Consider the following 18,067-nt stretch of genomic DNA (forward strand, 5'->3'; position numbering starts at 1 on the left):
ACGCCTGTGGCACGGAGAGGGTGACAGTGAACCTCAGCACCTCCGCCGACCGCTGCCGGCTGACCGTCGTCGGGCCCCACGGCAGCGTCGACCTCGCCGTCCCGGCCACGATGTCGCTGGCCGACGTGACACCGGCCATTGTGGAACTGCTCGGCGAGGAGACGACCCGTGAGGTGGCCGGCCGCGGCGTCGTGCTGCAGCGGCTCGGCGGCAGACCGCTGGACGACGAGCTGACCGCGGCCACGCTCGGGCTGCGCGACGGCGACGTGGTCTACCTCAGCGTCCGGGACAATCCGATGCCGGCCTTCGCGCACGACGACCTCGTCGAGGGCGTGGCCGCCGGGGTGCGCACACGACCCGGCCGCTGGACGCCGGAGCGCGCCCGCGCCACGTTGCGGGCGGCCGCCGGAGCCGCGCTCGCCGTGGGCCTGGCCGGGCCGCTGTCCGCCGTCGCGGGCACCGGGCACGCCGTGGTCGCCGGGGCCGTGGCCGCCGTGCTGGCGCTGGCCGCCGGGCTCGCCGCGCGCGCCCTCGGCGACCGCGCGGCCGCGCTCGTGCTCGGCGCGGCCGCGGTGCTGTACGCCGCCGCGGCCGGTTACCTGCTGCCCGCGCTCGTCGGCACGGCGGCGGGGCAGCCGCCGGTGCTCGCCGCGGGGCTGGCCGCCGCGACGGCCCTGGCCGCGGTGGCCACGGTCGCGGTCGCGATAGCCGTCGGCGGGCTGCGCCCCGTGGTGTTCGTGGTGGTCGCGGCCGGTGTCGCGGTGACCCTGGGCTCGCTGCTGACCGCGAGCGGCCTGCTCGACGCGGTGCCCGCCGCGGGTGTGGTGACCGTGCTGGCGCTGCTGTTCAGCCCGCAGCTGCCGTCGCTGGCGTTCCGGCTGGCCGGGTTCCGGCTGCCGGACCTGCCCGCGACGCCCGAGGACATCACCCGTGACGTCGAGCCGGTGCCCGACGCGCCGCTGCAGGAACGCGCGGTCGTGGTGGACCGCTACCTCACCGCCGGGCACGTCGCCGTCGCGATCGTCGCCGCGGCCGGGCTGTGGTTCCTCAGCGGTGGCGGCGGCTGGGCGGCGCCGGTGCTGGCCGGGGTGATGACCGCGCTGCTGCTGCTGCGTACCCGATTGATCACGGGGTTGTGGTCGCGCTGGGTGCTGACGGCCGCGGCCGGGTTCGGCCTGCTCATGCTGGCGCTGCGCACCACCGGGCCCGGGTTCGGGATGCTGGGCCTGCCGCTGACGGCACTGGCGCTCGGGGTGGGCCTGCTTGCCGCGGTGCGGATGCCGGAGAACCGGCGGCCGCGGCCCTACTGGGGCAGGGCGGCCGAGATCACCGAGACCACGCTCGCGCTCGCGATGATCCCCCTGCTGCTGGCCGTGCTCGGCGTGTACGAGTACGCCCGGGGACTGGCCGGCTGAGATGCAGACCAAACGCGACCAGCTGCAGGCGCACAACTTCGTGGTGGGACGGCTGCGGTCGGCCCTGCTGACCGGCGAGCCCGACGCGCTGGAGACACCGACCCGCCGGTTCAGCGTCGCCGCCTTCGCGGGGCTGTTCATCGGCGCGCTCATCGCCGCCGGGTGCGGCGCCTACGGCTACTTCTTCCCCGGCGGCAACACGTCCTGGCAGGAGCCCGGCACGATCATCGTGGAGGAGGAGACCGGCACCGCGTACGTCTACGACAGCACCGCCGGGCTCCTGCGCCCGGTGCGCAACCACGCCTCGGCGCGGCTGCTCGCCGGCGCGGACGCGACCGTGCGCACGGTGTCCACCGCCTCGCTCGACGGGGTGCCGCACGGCCTGCCCGTCGGCATCTCCGGCGCGCCCGACTCGCTGCCGGGGGTCGCCCGGCTCAGCCGGGAGCCGTGGCTCGTCTGCGCCACCAGCAGCACCGAGGTCACCGGACAGTCCCGACCGGACGTGCTGGTGGTCGCCGGACACTCCGCCGGGCTGGAGAGCACGCCGGTGGACCGGGCGGCGCTGGTCGCCAGCACCGGCGACATCTGGCACCTGGTCTGGGGCAACCGCCGGATGCGGGTGGCCGACCCGGCGGCGGCGGTCGCGCTGGGGCTGGACGCGATCCGCCCGGTGCCGGTCGCCGACACCTGGCTGAACAGCATCCCGCCCGGACCGGACCTGGCGCCGCCGGACGTGCCCGGCCGCGGCGCCCCGGGGCCGTCCGTCGACGGGGTCGCCACCAGGGTGGGGCAGGTGTTGCGGGTGTCCGGAGCCGCCGACGACGGCACCAGCTTCCGGCTGGTGCTCGCCGACGGGCTCACCTCGCTCACGCCGACGGTGGCGGAGCTGATCCTGGCCGATCCGCGCAGCCGCGACGCGTACGACAGCGGGCCCCGGGCCATCCCGGTCAGCACGGCCGGTGTGGTCGCGGCTCCCGCCTCGGCCGGCGCGATCGGCGACCGCGGACTGCCGGTCCGCCCGCCGGAACTCATGGACCCGGCCGAACTCGGTGACCGGGTCCTCTGCGCCCGGGCCTCGTTCGGACCCGATTCCGGCCTGCAGCTGGTGGCCGCGCGGGTCGGCCACCTGCGGGTCAGCGCGGCGCCGCCGCCGGCCGTGGACCAGCGCTCGGCCACCCGGCTGGCGGTGGCCGCCGGGGGCGGGGTGCTGGTGCGGCCGGAGACCGCGCCCGGCACCCCGGGCAGCGCCACCTGGCTCATCACCGACATCGGCGTGCGGTACCCGATGAGCGACGCGGCGGTGGCCGCGCTCGGCTACAGCGGGGTCGCCCCGGTGACGATGCCCGCCACGCTGCTGGCGCTGGTGCCGGCGGGTCCGCTGCTCGATCCGGCCGCGGCCGCGGCCGGTTAGGCCCCCCGGCCCAGCAGCGGGTTTGGGCCTGTGGAAGCGCCGCGGCCGGGTCTACGGTCAGGTTGTCCGGAGTCTGTCTGTCGAATGTGGAGGGTGAGAAGACGTGGCCAACACGCTTGATATTCCGGTGGCCGAGCTGCAGATGGCATTGCAGCAGTTCCGCGAGCTGGAGCAGGAGGCGGAGCGGGTCCGCCGGGCGGTGGACGAAGGGGTGCGCGGGATCGGCAGCCACTGGTACGGCCCGGCTCGCGCGACGTACAACGCGGAGATCGACAACTGGCTGTCGGACTACCAGGCGATGGTGGCCCAGCCGATGGACCAGCTGCTGGGCTGGTTCCAGAACATGATCATGATCATGCAGGACGTGGAAGCGTCGAATTCCTGATCCTGTCGAAGTCGGAGGAGGTTGCTCATGCCTGATGGTTTTGGGATCACTTATGACGTGGTGCTCGACGCGGCCAATCGGCTGCGTGCGGAGAACGGGCGTCTGAACGATGTGGTGGATCGGATGGAGGCCACGGCCCGGGACCGGTTCGCGGGTTGGAGCGCGACCAGCGAGGGCACGTATGTGAGCGTGGCGTCGACGTGGCGTCGTCAGGCCGAGGTGATGCACGCCGACATGGAGGCCAGCATCCAGCGGCTGCTGCAGCGGGTGTCCAGTTACCAGGACGCCGACCGCCGCGCGTCGCAGATCTGACCACCGGTCGCCGTCGAGAGCGGCCTATGACGGGGCGGCCGGCGTCCGGCCGTCCGGAGCCGGCCCGAGTTCATCGATCAGACCGCAAGCTGAAGAACGTCAAGACGGCGCACGGGGGCGGCGCGTCATCCTCGACGTCGCCGAGGACGCGAGTCCGGCGCCATTCACCGCGGCGACATCCACCGGCCGCGGCCGCCGAAGCCCGGCGGCGACACGGTTTTCCACATCAGAACACGGCGCTGGGTCGCAGGGACCCCAGGCCGGACGGCAGCCGGTCTGCCGCCCGGGATGGGCCTGCAGACCCAGCGCCGTGTTTGGGTCTGTGAAGGTTATTACCGCCTCGTTACGTTCGCAGCATGTTCACGTGATCGAAAGAGTCCGGCGTCGTGGCCGACACTCTCGACACTCGTGAGCCCGTCGTCATCGGAGGAGGTCGTCCATGCCCGAGGGTTTCGGGGACGCCGACCGCCGCGCGTCGCAGATGTGACCAGGCCCCAGCTACGGGAAGGAACACGTCCATGCCCGAAGGCATCAGGGTGAACCCGGCCGCGATGACGCGGGCGGCGGACACCTTCTTGGCGACCAGGGACCGGCTCGACGGCGCGCGGGAGATCCTCGGTGTGCTTCCGATCCTGTATCTCGGCCAGTTCGAGGATGCGACGACGCTCAAGCAGACCATCGAGGCCGGCTACCAGGATTGGTCGCTCGCCCTCACGGTGATGTCCGATGCCTGCGACGACTCCGGCAGGGCGTTGCGTCGTGCGGCGACTCTGCTGCGCGACGCCGACGACGCCAACGACGAATTCGTGCTGGACGACATCGACGTGATCGGGAAGTAGGACCACCATGCCGGAATGGGATGCGTGGGACTACCACCAGATCCGCGACGCCGTGATCGGCAAGGACGGGGCCTGGACCAATGTGCAGGCGCTGCACGCCGCGCGGGGCAGGCTGACCGAACTCCACCGCGAGCTGGGCGCGACTCAAGGTGACGTGCTGGCTGAACGCCGCCGCCTCATCGGCGACGGCGACTGGGCCGGCAGCGCCGCTGACGCCTTCGACGTCAAGATCCGTGGCATCGTGCGCATGATCCGGTCGAACCTGGACCGGCTCGGCCAGGGGCGTGGCTGGCCTGCCGTGATCGACGACCTGATCACCGTGACAGAGACGTCGACCACCGCGATGTACAACCTCGACTACCAGGGCGCCTGGCTTACCAAAGCGCGCTACGACGAACTGGTGGCCGCGGGCCAGTTCGCGGTGCCGGCATGGAACATCCAAGGCGGACGGATCGTCTACAACGCCCGAACATACCCGGACATCTTCGAGTGGATGACCGGACAGGCCCGGGTCATCATCGCCGGCCTCGCCTGGGCGTACCGCGCGGCCAAGGACGATCTGGAGATGCGCGAGCCGGTCACGGAGCTGCCCCCGGCCGCTGCCCTCGCCGAGGATCCGCCGTCCCAGGGCGGCGGCCCGCCGTCGCCGGATCTGGGCGACCCGACGCCCTCTCCCGATCTCAAGAATGGCGGCCCCCCGCCTCCGGAGACGAACGGGCCGCCCACTCCGAAACTGGATACGCGGACGCCGTCTCCGGAGTTGCCCGAGCCCACACCGTCTCCGGAGTTGAGCGGTCCGCCACCGGCTCCGAATCCTGAGGGTGCGCCCACGCCAGGGGCGGCCGGCGACGGACCGGAGCGGTCCCCGGCGGGTTCGCCTCCGCCGGGCGGGACATCCGGCGGCGCGAACGTGCCGCCGCTCGGTGGCGGTGTCGGCGGCCCGGGCGGTGGCGCAGGCCGGCCTGGCGGACCGGCCGGGCCTGGGAACACCCCGTACGTGCCGGGCGCGGCCCCACCTCGTTCGACCGGCTCGAATGCGGGCGGTGGGAGTGGCTCCGGCGGGTCGGGCTCCGGCGGGTCGGGCGCCGGTGGTGGCGTGGGCGCGCCGAGCTCGCCGGCGGTGGCATCGCGGTTTCCGTACACCGGGTCTGGGCCGGCCGGGACAGGCGCCGGTGGGCTCGGCGGCGCCGGCGGTGTGCCCCGTGGCGGGCTCGTCAGCGAGGCGATGCACGCACCGCTCGGCTCGCGGCAGGGCGGCAGCGGCATGCCGTTCATGCCGCCCATGGGCGGCGGCGCGGCCGGCGGCGGCAAGGACGACAAGAACGAGCGCGAACGCACCACCTGGTTGCAGGAGGACCGCGACATCTGGAACGTCGCGGGCGACCTGGCGCCCGGAATCATCCGTGGTGGCGATCCGGCGCAAGCGGAAGGCGATGTGAGCGGGACCGCTGAGGTTCCGGTGTACACCCCGGGGCGACCCCGTCCCGATCAGGCCACGACCGGTGCCACCGGTCGATACGGACGCTGAACCGGTAAGGAGAAAACGATGCAGTCAGAACGCACGATGGAACAGATCGCGGCCGACTTCGCCCGACACCGCGCCGCGGTCGTCGAGTCGACACGGCGGATGGCCGAGATCACCGCCACCGTCACCTCGTCGCAGGGACTGGTCACGGTGACGGTCGGCAATCAAGGTGAGCTGACCACGCTGACCTTCAACTCCCAGGACTACCGCAAGATGCCGCCGGCCGAGCTCGCCCAGGTCGTGCTCGACACGATCACACGTGCCCGGGAGAGCGCTCTTCAACAGGTCATGGGCTTGATCCCGACCACCACTGTCGCCGGGGTGAGCCTGCAGGACATGATGCAGGGCCGCGTCGACTGGGACCAGGTGCTGCCCGAGGAGATCGACATCACCGGTTTCGACCGGCCAGGCCGGACGGTCTGAGCCGCTCAGTAGAGAGGACGGTCGCAATGGCGCGACAGCTGGAATTCGACGACGGCGTGGTCGGCAACGTGTCCGCGCGCCTGATCTCGCTCGGCGGCCAGGTCGACGATGCCCTGGAGAGCCTGCTCAGCGGCTGCGACGCGCTGGGCGAGCCGTGGGGCCAGGACGACGAGTTCGCCCGCACCTTCGAGGCGACGTATCTGGTGAGCAAGAACGAGGTCACGGAGGCCACGGCGAACCTCGCCGAGTTCCTGACGGAGATGGGTCGCCACATCCGGGCCTCGGGACAGTCGCTCGACTCGGTCGAGAAAAGCTGAGCATGGCCGCATCCACGCCGGGCGGGGGTGCCTGATCCATGGGCATGCAGGTGCCCGGCTGGGTGCGCCAGTTCTTCCTGATCGTGACGGGCGAGTCGTGGCCGCAGGCGGACGAGGACGAGCTGTGGGCGCTGGCCCGGTTGTGGGCCGTGCTCGAGGCGGTCCTGATCGTGGTGGAAGAGGAGGTCGTCGCCGTCGAGCACTCGATCGGCGGCGCGAACTGGCAGGGTGACACCGCCGTGGCCGTGCAGGTGAAACTGTCACAGCTGGTCGACAGCGGTGATCTGCACGCGCTGGTCGAGGCGGCGGGCAAGGTGTCGCAGTTCGTCTATGACGCGGGCACGAATGTGGAGTACGCGAAGGCGTCGATCATCGGTCAGCTGGCGATCCTCACGGCGCAGATCGTGCTGCTGCTGCCGTGGGTGTCGTTCGGTCCGACGTCGGCGGCGGCATCGGGGTGGATCGCGACTTTGATCGCGTTCGGACGGTACATGTCCCAGACGTTCTTCCGCCGTCTGGTCATGTCGGTCGTGGTCGGTATCGGACTGCAGCTGGGCCTGGATGTGGCGATCCAGTTCACGCAGTTGTACATCACCAACACCCGCCGGCGCTGGGACGGCAGGCGTTCGGGCGGCGCGGTGCTGGCGGGGTTGCTGGGCGGGGTCATCGGCCCGGTGGTGTTCACCGGCTTGAGCAAGGTGATCACCAAGACGATCGGTGGGCGGCGTGGCCCGGATGTCGGTGACCGGGCGATGGGGTCGATCCCGGGTCAGATGTTCGTCGGCGCGCTGACGGAGTTCTCGGCCGAGCAGCTGGCCGATCAGATCCTGACCGGCCGGGCGATGCAGTCGGACCACCCGTGGGCGGCGGTCACCGCGGGAGCGATCGACGGCGCGGTCGAGGGCGGTGTCGACAAGCTCGGCGGGTTTATCCGCGGCCGCCGCAACGGCGCGGCGGCGGGCCTGGACGGCGACGTCGGCAATCTCGGTCTCAAGAACCTCGACGGCGCGCTGCCGCCCGCCGGCGGATCCCAGCAGAAACCAGGTGACGGGCCGGCAGGCGGCACTGGAGCACCCTCTGACACCGGCCGGGGCCCGGCCGGTCCGGGCAGCAGGGCCACGCCGAACATCCAGGGCAGCTTCGTACTGTTGGGAACCAGCCATTTTCAGCTGTCCGGGAGGTTCTCCACCGACGACACCTTCGACGGAAAGATCACGATCACCGGCACGCTGGCCCGACCGGACGGGTCGACGATGACCGGGACGTTCACCGGCGACGGCCGCTACCAGGGCGGCTTCGAGGGGATCATCACCAACCGCGCGATCGAGCCGAACGGCCACGGCACCCTGCAGGGCGCCGGGAACTTCGACCGGAAGTTCTTCCTGTCGGGCACGTTCACACCGGCGCCGACCGCGGCCGGCGCGGTCCCACCGCGCGTGGCGGCGATCACGACCGCTGATCCGCTGCCCGCGGCCGGTTCCGCCCCGCGGGTCGTCCAGCCCGCGAACACGGCGCTGCAAACGGCCTCCGCCACCGCGGCCGCGGGGCCGCCGGTCGGGCCGTCGCCGGGCGAGTTCGTGACCAGGCCCGCGACCGGGGCCGTATCCGGGGCCGCGACCGGGCCCGGATACGCCGACAGCGACCGCGACAGCGCGCCGTCGCCGTTCGACGACACGGCCAGCGTGTACACCGTGCTCACCGAAGTGACCGAGTCCGACGCGCCGCCGACCGGCGCACACCCGCTGCCTGAGCCGGCCGATGCCATCGCGACCTCCGGCTACGACAGCGACAGCGACGGCAGCGACGGCAGCGCCGACACCGCGCCGTCGCTGTTCGACGACGCCGCCAGCGCGACCACCGAATCGACCGAGCCCGACGTGGCGAAGTTCGATCCGCGCACGATCCTCGCGCCCGCCGCCGACACCGCCCTGACGGACGTGTCGGTGGCTCCGGCGCTGGTGCCCACCACGGTCCTCGCCCACCCGATCGCCCATCTGATCGCCCGGCCCGCCGACCACGGCGTAGCTCCGGCCGACGGCTCACTCGCCGCTGTGTCCGGAAATCCCGCCACGTCCTCAGGCGTGCTGGCGAGCGTCGACGTGAGCAGAGTGCTCGGCCTGCCGGGGAAGCCGGCCGTGGAGGCTTTCCGGGAGCCGAGTCCCGTAGCGGCCGGGCAGCTTCCGCTGGTGGCGGCCGGCTCCGGTGGTGCACCGGGCCCGGTGCCCGGCCCGTCGACCATCGTCGAAGGCGCCGGTGCGCCGCCGGCCCCGCGGATGGACCCTGGCGCGCCCCAGGATCCCGGTGGGCCGGCCGAACCTGGTGGGTCAACGGTCCCGCCGACGGACCCGGAAGCGCTGCCGGGGACGCCGGGATCCGCGCCGATCGATCCGGACAGCCCGGGAGTGGGCAGGGCGGTGGACGTCGATCGGCGTTCGAACAGCGTCGGCATCCCCCGAGGGGAGCTGCCGATGATGACGGAACTGATCCAAACGCTGCGGCAGCAGATGACCGAGGAACAGCTGCGGCACGTGCCGGCGGCGGACTGGACCGCGCTGCCGCAGTTGCTCCTGGCCAACTACCGGTACCTGGTGGCTGACGGCTACCCGGTGACGTTGGGCCGCACCGAGGTGAACGTCCAGCTCGTCGTCGGGGAGAAGGGATACCGGCTGGACAACCCGGCCGGTTCCTACAACCGGCCGGCGCCGGAGGTGTCGACCGACGAGACGGCCGGCCGAAGGGAGACGAAAGACGGTCGTTACCATGCCAATCAGGCGACCAACGGGTCGTTCAAGACCGGTGCCCACGGTCAGCGTCAGTCGGGGCAGGCCGGCGCGCTGCGGCTGCGGGCCTCCGGCAACGCGGGCCTCGGGGTTGCCCCGGGGTTGTTGAACAGCGTCTCGGTCGGTGCCTCCGTGTCCGGTCAGGCCAACGTCATCACCCGCGGCACCGGACACATCAAGGACGCCGAGGTGGCCCGGGTGGAGGACACCCGGGACGACTCGACCCTGCTGGCGTTCGACTCGCAGTGGCGTTTCCGGCTCCGGTCCGATCCCGCCGCCACGTGGGAGCAGTCGCCGTTGGTCGACGTGACGCGCACATCCCCGGACCGGCTGATCCTGGCCGTCGCCGACCACAACCTGCAGCAGACAGGTCCCCAGGTGAGGGCCGTACCGCCGGTGAAGGAAGAGCTGAAGGCGGAGTTCGCGGACAACGCCGCGCGTATCCCGCCCACCTTCTTCGCCTCGGGCCTGACCGGTCTGTCGAAGCTCGGCGACGAGATCATCACGTTGCTCCGTGAGGGCGGCGCCGACGTGTCGATCGGCGGTGACCTGCGCAAGGAGCTCCACCAGAAGCTGACCAGCCTCGACACCGGGCTGAACACCGCGGTCAACGATCCCAAGGGCCACCGGATCACCCTGCACGAGAACGGCCGCGTCGTGGCGGAGGTGTACGTCAAGGCCAGTCGGCTGGCGGACGCGCCGGAGCGGGTCGGCAGCACGAGCGACAAGGCGCACATCGAGCGGGTCGGCACGGCGATCTCGGGTAACAGCGGCGACACCGGCATCAGGAACACCACCAGCGCGCGGGTGAGCGTGGACGCGAACCTGGTCCCGATACCCGAGGTGGGCGTGACCGGGTCCGTGTACGGCGGCAAGAACTGGAACAACTTCGACAGCATGTACGCCGGCCGGGCCGGCTTGTGGGTGCACGTCTCCCGCTACACCGGGTTCACCGGCGGGCACGACCTCAAGCTCAAGTACACGGCCTCCGTCTCCGTGATTCAGAAGCCGAAGGAGGACGCGCAGAAGACACCCGAGGTCAGCGGCAGTGCGCTGCTGCGCATTCCGGAGCCCGACGCGTTCGCGTTCGGATTCTCCGTCGACGCCGATGCGGTGTCGCGGACACCTGACGGCAAGAAGCCCGGTGAGCCGAGTCCCACGGTGCCGTACGACCCGGACCTGCTCCGCAACAGCGGCTCGACGCCGGGTGATCCGGTGGGCGTTCCCCTGCCCCTGCACGTGCTCGACGGCCACGGCATCGGGCAGGGCCTGGTGCGAGTCGACGAGGCCGCAGCCCGCGACCTGCGCGGCATGCTGCTGGACGAGCTGTCGAAGAAGGGCTTCGTGCCGCCCGACCTGGACCGCCCGTTCTGGATGCCGGGCGTCCCGCTGGATCTGAACAGCGAGACGCGGCTCGACAGCTGGCTCGACAACCTCGGCCTGATCCAGCAGATGGTGTCGGAAGCGGGGCTCAACTCCCACTACAACGCCCTCCACCAGGACGGCCTGCCGTTCACCGTGCACGACAGGGGAGAGCTGGGCCAGGTCCGCAGCGCCCGGGTCACCCTCTTCGCGAAGAAGAAGTTCGACGCCGGCACCGTGTCCGAACGGCGCACGGGCGAGTACCACACCGTCAACCTCGCCATGGGCATGGACAACTTCGGGTACGGGGCGGGCGGCGGGCGGGAGTGGGTGGCCGGCGCCAAGGCCAAGGCGGGCTCGCAGAACATGCCGTTCGCCGGATACTTCCGCGCCGGCGCGGAGTACGCGCTCGGCAGCAACACCCGGCAGAACGTCGGCTTCCTGACCAATCGGCCGGAACTGCTGGAATACCCGGGCAAGGTGGACGAGTACCGGCTGCTGAGCGAGTTCGGGGTGAGGGTCGAGTACGACGACGGGACCGCGCCCACGTCGTTCTCGGACGACTACGTCGCGACCACTCATCTGATCCCCGCGTTCAACCCCTCTCCCGCTCCGGCGGCCGACCCGCCGGCGGACACGCCCGCTGTTCCGGCGGCGGAACTCGGGGACGACGCGCACGGTGGTCGGGTCGTGCTGCCTCCGGTCCATGAGGACGTGGCGAGTGTCGCGTCGACCGAGGCCGTGGCTCCTGACGACGACGCGGCCAGTGACGCGACGGCACGGCCCGAGCCGGCCGCTCAACCTCGTCGCCGATGGTGGCGCGACTGGCGATCCCGCGGAACGCGGCCCGGGCGCCCGGCGACACCTGCGGCGCAGAGTGGGCAGCCGGCGGGCTCCACGTCCACCAGGCACGACCCATCGGTGCTCGACCAGGCGGCGATCTACTACTTCGACACCACCGGTGTCGTCCCTGCCCTGCGCGACATGGTGCCGCAGCTCACCGGGCCGGGGAAGGCGAACGACGAGGAGGTGTCGAACTTCGGCGGCACCGTGATGGTGGCGGCGCACCTCAAGGAGATCCTGCAGGATCGGTACGCCACGGACACCCTCTTCAGGGCCGGGATGCGGGCCAGCCGGCACGGCGCGGTGTCGATCGGCGGCAGCCTGGGCGACAGCTCCTTCGTCGGGGCCACCAACGACAAGTACGTGCTCGGCCTGATCAAGTTGCAGCTGGTGGAGGCGTCACAGGCCAGATCGAAGGTTCGCGGCTTCAGCGTGTCGCCGGCCACCGTCGGCCTGGGCGGCAATCCGGACTCCCGGCTCACCAACGTCGGCCAGGAGAAGTCCGCGCAACTGCACTGGGGCCAGAGCACGTCGGAGACGAGCGGGCGAACGGGCGGCAAGGAGTTCCTCGACCTCGACTTCCACCGCGCGTACGCGTTCCGGGCGCCGGTCGACCTCACGCTGCGGTCTCAGTACGAGCGCCGCGGAAAGATGGTCATGTTCAAGGGCAAGAAGATCTGGCTGCTCAGCCACCGGCGGCGCAGTGCGGCCAGGCAGCTGGGTGAGCGCAACATGATCTACCTGCTGGCCGAGCCGGAGGCGCTGGCCCGCTACGGCGAGGGCGCGGTGCCCTTGTCGAACGAGCAGCTCGAGGACGCCTTGACCCGCTGGCAGGTGGGCGAGAAGGCCGAGCAGAAGGCGGAGCCGCCGGCTGGGGAGACGGACGGCAAGGCCGCGGACGAGGCGGAGAAGCCGCTGCTGCTGCCCGGTGACGTGGTGGCCGAGGTGCTGCTGCGATGGCGGAAGGAGCTCGCCACGGCGGGGGCGTCCGACAGCTCGGCCGCGGCGAGCAGGCAGCGCCTGGCGGAGCTTGCCAGGACCCTGGCGAAGCGGCACGCCGACCTGAACAACCCGATTATGAACAAGGACGTGCGGCGCCGGTTCGCCGAGGCGTTCCCGGTGACCCTGGCTGATCCCGTCAACGCGTTCGCGAACGTCCGGCTGCCAGAGTACCTGACCAAGGACGGCGACCGGGCGCTCGGCCACTCCGCTGTCCACTCGACCACTCTCGTGGACGAGGCCAAGAAGTCGACCGATCTGTACACGATGGTCCACGAGGCCGTGGAGCAGGCGGCGCCGGGTCTGCTCGGCCGCCGTCCGGACCTGTGGGACAACACCCAGGGCACGATCGGCCGCGTGCAGGGCGCCCTGGACGCCCTGCAGGGCATGTTCGCCAGCGGCCGTGACCACGCGCTCATCGAGGAGCTCCTGCACCGCCGCGGCATCAAGATCGAGCTGACCAATCCCGTCGGCTGGGGCAACGCCGACGTGGTGACGATCAACATCCGCATGAAGCTCACCGGCGATCCTGAGGTGCGCGCGCTGATCGGCGACTCCGGCATCGAGAACTACGGCCACGGTTACGTCCGGCACGTCACCAGTTCCGGCCGCGACAGCTCACGCTCGTTGGACTACATGTACGGGGGGTCGGGCGAGTCCGGCACCAGCGGGGGACCGGCGTTCGGCCTCGCGCACGGCAAGAGCCGGTCCACCACGCGGGCTGTCGTGGGCACGACGGAGCAGACCGTCTACGACTGGACCGGCCACTACCGGGTGGGCCTCGGCCAGCAGGTCGAGGTCGAGGTGAGCCGCAGCGACATGGCCCGGCGGCCGCTCAACCGGAAGATGATGCAGGTGTACCGGTTCCTGGTGCGGCGGCGCCGGCCGGTGCTGCGGGTCGGGACCGGCACGGTCGAGCTGAAGATCCCACGTGGCCTGGCCGAGGCGAAGCTCCCGGCACCGCCGGTCCGACCGGAGTCCCTTCCGCACCTGACGACGATGCCGAAGCTGCCGGGGGATGCCGTCCTGACCGCGGCGTTGCTGGACGAGACGCTGTCCGCCGTCGAGGAGCTGGCCGGCCGCGCCCTGGGCCCGGCTGCCGCCCGGACCGACATCCGGGGCGCCATCGCGGTGCCGGCGCTGCTGACGCGTACGCATCTGGCCAACCACCTGCCCGAGGCACTGCGGCCCGAAGGCTACCGGGTCGCCGACAGCCTGTTCCTGCCCGGCGCGTCGCCCGAGCAGATGACGCTGGACATGACCGCCGAGGTGTTCGACGTGCACGTGGTGGGGGAGGTCGTCAACGCCACCGGTGTCGGCCGGTACATCAAGCACCAGACCGGCACCACCGCGAGCAGCAACACCGACATGCTGGCGGGTTCGGTCGACGTCGGCGCCAACCAGGGCGACGTCATCGGCGTTCACGATCCCGGGCACGCCAACGAGTCGTGGGCGAAGGACTCGTTCTCGGAGAGCACCGGCGGGAACCGCCTGTCACCGCAGCATCAGGGCGCCGCGGAGACCAACAACTACCGGCGCGAGCAGCACCTCAAGCAGCAGGGCCCGGTCTACCTGGTACGGATGAAGGTGCGGGCCGAGTTCGTCGCCAAGACGGTGCACCAGGACACCGACGGCACCATCGTGGAGGTCGCGGGGTCGGACCGCCTCTACAGCGACCCGGTGACCGGAGACGTCTACGCCGAGATGTTCGCCGACGAGGTGCGCGAGTGGCAGCGCCAGTCCGTGGAGCAGTATCGCGACGCTCGCCCGCCGGAGATGGTGGGGCCCGTCTCCCGGCACGCCCCTCGGGTGAACCTGGACCAGCACCTGGCGGCGGCGTCCGCGGCCGATGCGGCACGGGTCGAGGCCGCTGTCGTCGACTCGGTGCGTGCGGAGCTGGGCCGGGGTCCGAAACATGTCGCCACCAGACGCGGACTGCCCCCGTTCGTGCTGGAGACCAGCGAGTCCGTCCAGCAGTACCTTGTCTACCGCGAGGTGATGGCCTGGGCCGAGCGGGCCGAACTCGGCAAATGGCTCGACGACGAGAGTGGCAGGCGTCGCGAGAGCGACCCGACAGACCCGTCGATCGGCCTGCTGGAGGCCAAACTCGCACTGTACGGAGGGTGGTTCAGGGAGGCCGCGAGGATCGGGGAGATCCTGCCGGGTGAGCGGGAGACGACGCAGTGGAGTGACCGGTCGGTAGAGCTGATCAAATGGTTGACGGAACAGGCATCCGCGCCCGTGTCCGGGAACGCGGTCGATCCCCGCGGCGAGCGGCCGGTGCAGCCCGGACCGCTGGAGTTGCCGCCCACCGTGGCGGCCAGGTGGTCGCACCCGAATCCCGTGCACCTGGGCCGGCGTATCGCCCGCGAACTCGGCCGCGACGTGCTGGTGAAGCACGCCGGCGTCGACGGCACCGCCCGATACCGTATCGATCGGGACGGCCGCGTCTTCCACGCCGACGGCCGCGGCCGTCCGGAGTCGGCCGAGGCGGCGGTCCGCAGGCTGCCCGAACAGCTGCGCGACGAGCTGGCGCGGTACCCGGTGGAAGTCGAGGTGATCCGATACCTCTACCGGCGTTCCTGGACCCGCGGGCAGACCTTCGAGCAGGCCGTCTCCGAGCATCTCGCCGAGCTGCGGAGGACCCGGTCGGTGCAGGAGTCCGCTGCAGAGGGCCCGGCCACCGATGCCGCGCCGCAGGGACCGGTCGCCGCGGTGCCAGCGGCGAGCACGTCCACCGAGGACGCCGGCCCGGCTCCGGCTCCGGCCTCGCCCGACTACGTGCCTTCCGGGGCCCTCAAGACATTGCTGGGGGCGACCATCAAGCTGGAGAGCCAGCTCGCCACACTTCCGTCGGCGACGCCGAGCGCAGTCGGCACGATGCCGGCGCTGGTGTCTCCGGCGTCGCCCGCCGACGTGTCCACCGGTAGCGCCACGCAGCCGCTGATCCCGACCGAACTGCTGGACGATGCCGCTGTTCCGGGCGCGCCGACGCGGCGTGGCGCAAGCGGTGCCTCGGCGGCCGGCGCGTCGGCTGACGGTCCGGCGAGCAGGCTGGTCGGGCCGCCGTCCGGCCTCCCGCGCAGGCTGCCCCAGCCCGACGCCCACGGCAACACCGTGCACGTCTGGAGTTGGCTGGACAAGCCGTCGGTGAGCGTGATCTCGCACGGCCGTTCCCGGACGGATGTCTCTGCGGAGCTGGCCGGCGATGCGGCGGAGATGACGGTGCCGCCGGGGACGGTGGTGCTGCTCGCCGATCCCGCGACGGACCCGTCGGTGGTGGCGGCCGCGGTCAGGCAGATCCCGGCGACGGAGCGGGTGGTGGCGGTGGCAGCCGGCCCACAGCCGGAGCTGGTGGCGGAGCTCCAAGCCGTCTCCAGGGAGCGACCTGACCAGATCATCCTTGCGGCACGCGAGCCGTGGTCCGTGGGCTCGAACGGACTTCTCCGGGCCATCGCGCAGGGCGATCGCGAGCCGTGGGTCGCTTACCTGCAGGGCAACGCCTTCCGGTTCGAGAGCGATTCCCTGAACGCGAACGCCGTCACGCACGTGCGGGAGGCGGGCGTCACGGCGTTGTTGGAAGAGCTGGGCGCGCTGGCGGACCTGCCATCCGACGGCCACCAGAGCACCGGCGTCTCGGCGCTCGCGACCGACGTCCAGGCTTTGGGGCGCCGGCTCGCCCATGCGGTCAGCCTCCCGCCGTCCGCCGCCGCAGCCGCCGCCAAGGCGCTGTCGGCCGTGGAGGCGCAGGTGGCGGGTCAGTTCCGCCGCGCGGACGCGGAGGGCATGTTCTGGCGGGACGGCGGCGCCCTCATGCGAGAAGCGACCGGCCATGCCAGAGAGGTGTCGGGAGGCCTCCAGCCGGAGCGCCTGTCCGAGTCGGCCGACCGTGTACAGGCCGCGTCGCTCGACGCGTCGCTCCGCACGCTGACCGACCGGTTGCGCAGCGCCCCGTTGCGGGAGCGCGCGGCGATCGCGCTGCATCTGGCGCAGCGGGTGCACACCGCGAGACAGTTCGTGGCGGCGGACCGCGCCGCGGTCCAGCAGCGGCGCACCGCCGATTACCAGGCGTGGCGCACGGCCCAGCACCTCAAACTCATCGACGTCGAGCGCGACGGCGACTGCTTCTTCCACGCGCTGATCCTCGTGTTCAGGTCACAGCTGGCAGCGAAGCTGCCTGGTGTCCCGCTGAACCCGGAACAGCTGCGGCACAGGATCGCGGACGCGCTCCGGGCGGACATCGCGAAGGACGATCGGGGGGAGCCGTCCTACTGGACCGCGTTCGCGTTGGCCCGGCCGGGTGTCTCGCGGGCTGCGGCCAGGCGCGAGATCCTGGAAACGGTCCGGACGCCGGGGCGGTGGAACGACCATGCCGGTGACAGGTTCGCCGATCTGGCTGCCCGGATCTTCGGGCTGAACCTGACCGTGCTCGGGCCGGACGGGCCGACGAGCCTGGGGCCCGACACCGGGCCGGGCGGTTACCTGCACTACGAGGGCGGCAACCACTACCAGGCGGTGGACCCGTCGTCGGCGCGGCCGGTGCGCGAGGACCGGATCTGGGAGGAGATCTTCCGTGGTCGGCGGTAGTGACGAGGCGGCCCCGGCACGCGGGGGCGGGCGTGCCGGGGCAGGTGGGTGGTGGGCGGGTCCCGGTCAGGCGGCGAAGCGGTCCGGGCCCGAGCGCAGTCCCAGCCACAGCGCGATGACCTCGGCCCGGTTGCGGGCGGAGAGTTTGGTGTAGATGTGGTTGACGTGGTTCTTGACGGTTTTCTCGCTGATGTACAGCGTCTGGGCGATTTCGCGGTTGGTGCGCCCGAGCACGATGAGCTCCATCAGCTCGGTCTCGCGGCGCGAGAGCCGGTGGTCGGCCCGCGGGGCGCTCGGCGCCGGCGCGGGCCGGGCCCCCGTCTGGAAGCTCTCCACGATGCCCGCGAGCACGCTGGGGGACAGCCAGGGCTGCCGGCGCGCGGTCGACAGGACCGCGTCCACCAGGTCGTCGGCGTCGAACTGCCCGTGTACGAGGTAACTGGTCACGCCGAGGCGCAGCGCGTGGTGCACTTGGTATGAGTCGTCGGTGTCGGCCAGCACCAGGACCGCGGGGCCTTCCGGGGCGGGTGGGACCTGCTCCAGCGGGCGGTGGCGGCTGTCGAGGCCGAGCACGATCACGTCAGGGCTGAGCCGGCCGGCGTTGCGCAGGGCGTCGGCGTCGGCGCCGGTCTCGCCGACGATCGAGATCCGCGCGTTGGCTTCCAGGAGGCCGCGCAGTCCGCGCCGCATGACCAGGTTGCCCTCGGCGATGTGGGTCCGCACCCGCAACGGGCCGCGCTCCTCCCGAGGCGGGTCCGGTGCCTTCGGGACCGAGTACAGCGTCACGGTGGGGCCTCTCTCGCTCGTTATCGGAGCTTCATACCTTTGTCGCCGTCGCGTGCTCAAGACATCGTTGACCTCAGTGACAT

The 18,067-nt window shown here is 71.7% G+C and carries 10 protein-coding genes; 9 read left to right on the plus strand and 1 reads right to left on the minus strand.

All coding sequences use genetic code 11. The annotated features are described in order from the left end of the window. Positions 1-26 precede the first annotated feature (26 nt). From eccD to Cco03nite_RS29645, 9 genes are all read left to right on the plus strand, one after another. Positions 27-1,415, plus strand: a complete 1,389-nt coding sequence (gene eccD / locus Cco03nite_RS29605; RefSeq protein ID WP_203696004.1) for a type VII secretion integral membrane protein EccD — start codon at positions 27-29, stop codon at positions 1,413-1,415. A gap of 1 nt (position 1,416) precedes the next feature. Then, on the plus strand, positions 1,417-2,826 hold the full coding sequence (eccB, locus tag Cco03nite_RS29610) for a type VII secretion protein EccB (protein WP_203696006.1): 1,410 nt from the start codon (positions 1,417-1,419) through the stop codon (positions 2,824-2,826). A 103-nt stretch (positions 2,827-2,929) separates the two neighbouring features. Beyond that, on the plus strand, positions 2,930-3,211 hold the full coding sequence (locus Cco03nite_RS29615) for a hypothetical protein (RefSeq protein ID WP_203696008.1): 282 nt from the start codon (positions 2,930-2,932) through the stop codon (positions 3,209-3,211). Positions 3,212-3,238: 27 nt separating this feature from the next. Continuing rightward, positions 3,239-3,523, plus strand: coding sequence for a WXG100 family type VII secretion target (locus Cco03nite_RS29620; protein ID WP_203696010.1), 285 nt, complete (start codon positions 3,239-3,241; stop codon positions 3,521-3,523). A 518-nt stretch (positions 3,524-4,041) separates the two neighbouring features. Beyond that, positions 4,042-4,362: a WXG100 family type VII secretion target gene (locus Cco03nite_RS29625; protein WP_203696012.1), complete on the plus strand. Its 321-nt coding sequence runs from the start codon at positions 4,042-4,044 to the stop codon at positions 4,360-4,362. A gap of 7 nt (positions 4,363-4,369) precedes the next feature. Then, entirely contained in the window at positions 4,370-5,890 is a 1,521-nt protein-coding gene (locus Cco03nite_RS29630) for a hypothetical protein (RefSeq protein WP_203696014.1), read from the plus strand. Between the two features lie 18 nt (positions 5,891-5,908). Further along, positions 5,909-6,310, plus strand: a complete 402-nt coding sequence (locus tag Cco03nite_RS29635; protein ID WP_203696016.1) for a YbaB/EbfC family nucleoid-associated protein — start codon at positions 5,909-5,911, stop codon at positions 6,308-6,310. A gap of 26 nt (positions 6,311-6,336) precedes the next feature. Further along, positions 6,337-6,627, plus strand: coding sequence for a hypothetical protein (locus tag Cco03nite_RS29640; RefSeq protein ID WP_203696018.1), 291 nt, complete (start codon positions 6,337-6,339; stop codon positions 6,625-6,627). 38 nt (positions 6,628-6,665) lie between these two features. After that, entirely contained in the window at positions 6,666-17,198 is a 10,533-nt protein-coding gene (locus Cco03nite_RS29645) for a WXG100-like domain-containing protein (protein WP_203696020.1), read from the plus strand. Between the two features lie 66 nt (positions 17,199-17,264). Here Cco03nite_RS29645 and Cco03nite_RS29650 read toward each other — a convergent pair whose 3' ends face one another. Continuing rightward, positions 17,265-17,984, minus strand: a complete 720-nt coding sequence (locus tag Cco03nite_RS29650; protein ID WP_203696022.1) for a response regulator transcription factor — start codon at positions 17,982-17,984, stop codon at positions 17,265-17,267. Positions 17,985-18,067: the final 83 nt, after the last annotated feature.

Origin of the sequence: Catellatospora coxensis, from assembly GCF_016862635.1 — a bacterium.
GTDB classification, from domain to species: domain Bacteria; phylum Actinomycetota; class Actinomycetes; order Mycobacteriales; family Micromonosporaceae; genus Catellatospora; species Catellatospora coxensis.

Coding starts and splice junctions, on each gene's coding strand:
- eccB (WP_203696006.1), top strand. CDS start 1,417: ATGCAGACCAAACGCGACCAGCTGCAGGCGCACAACTTCGTGGTGGGA.
- Cco03nite_RS29620 (WP_203696010.1), top strand. CDS start 3,239: ATGCCTGATGGTTTTGGGATCACTTATGACGTGGTGCTCGACGCGGCC.
- Cco03nite_RS29625 (WP_203696012.1), top strand. CDS start 4,042: ATGCCCGAAGGCATCAGGGTGAACCCGGCCGCGATGACGCGGGCGGCG.
- Cco03nite_RS29630 (WP_203696014.1), top strand. CDS start 4,370: ATGCCGGAATGGGATGCGTGGGACTACCACCAGATCCGCGACGCCGTG.
- Cco03nite_RS29635 (WP_203696016.1), top strand. CDS start 5,909: ATGCAGTCAGAACGCACGATGGAACAGATCGCGGCCGACTTCGCCCGA.
- Cco03nite_RS29640 (WP_203696018.1), top strand. CDS start 6,337: ATGGCGCGACAGCTGGAATTCGACGACGGCGTGGTCGGCAACGTGTCC.
- Cco03nite_RS29645 (WP_203696020.1), top strand. CDS start 6,666: ATGGGCATGCAGGTGCCCGGCTGGGTGCGCCAGTTCTTCCTGATCGTG.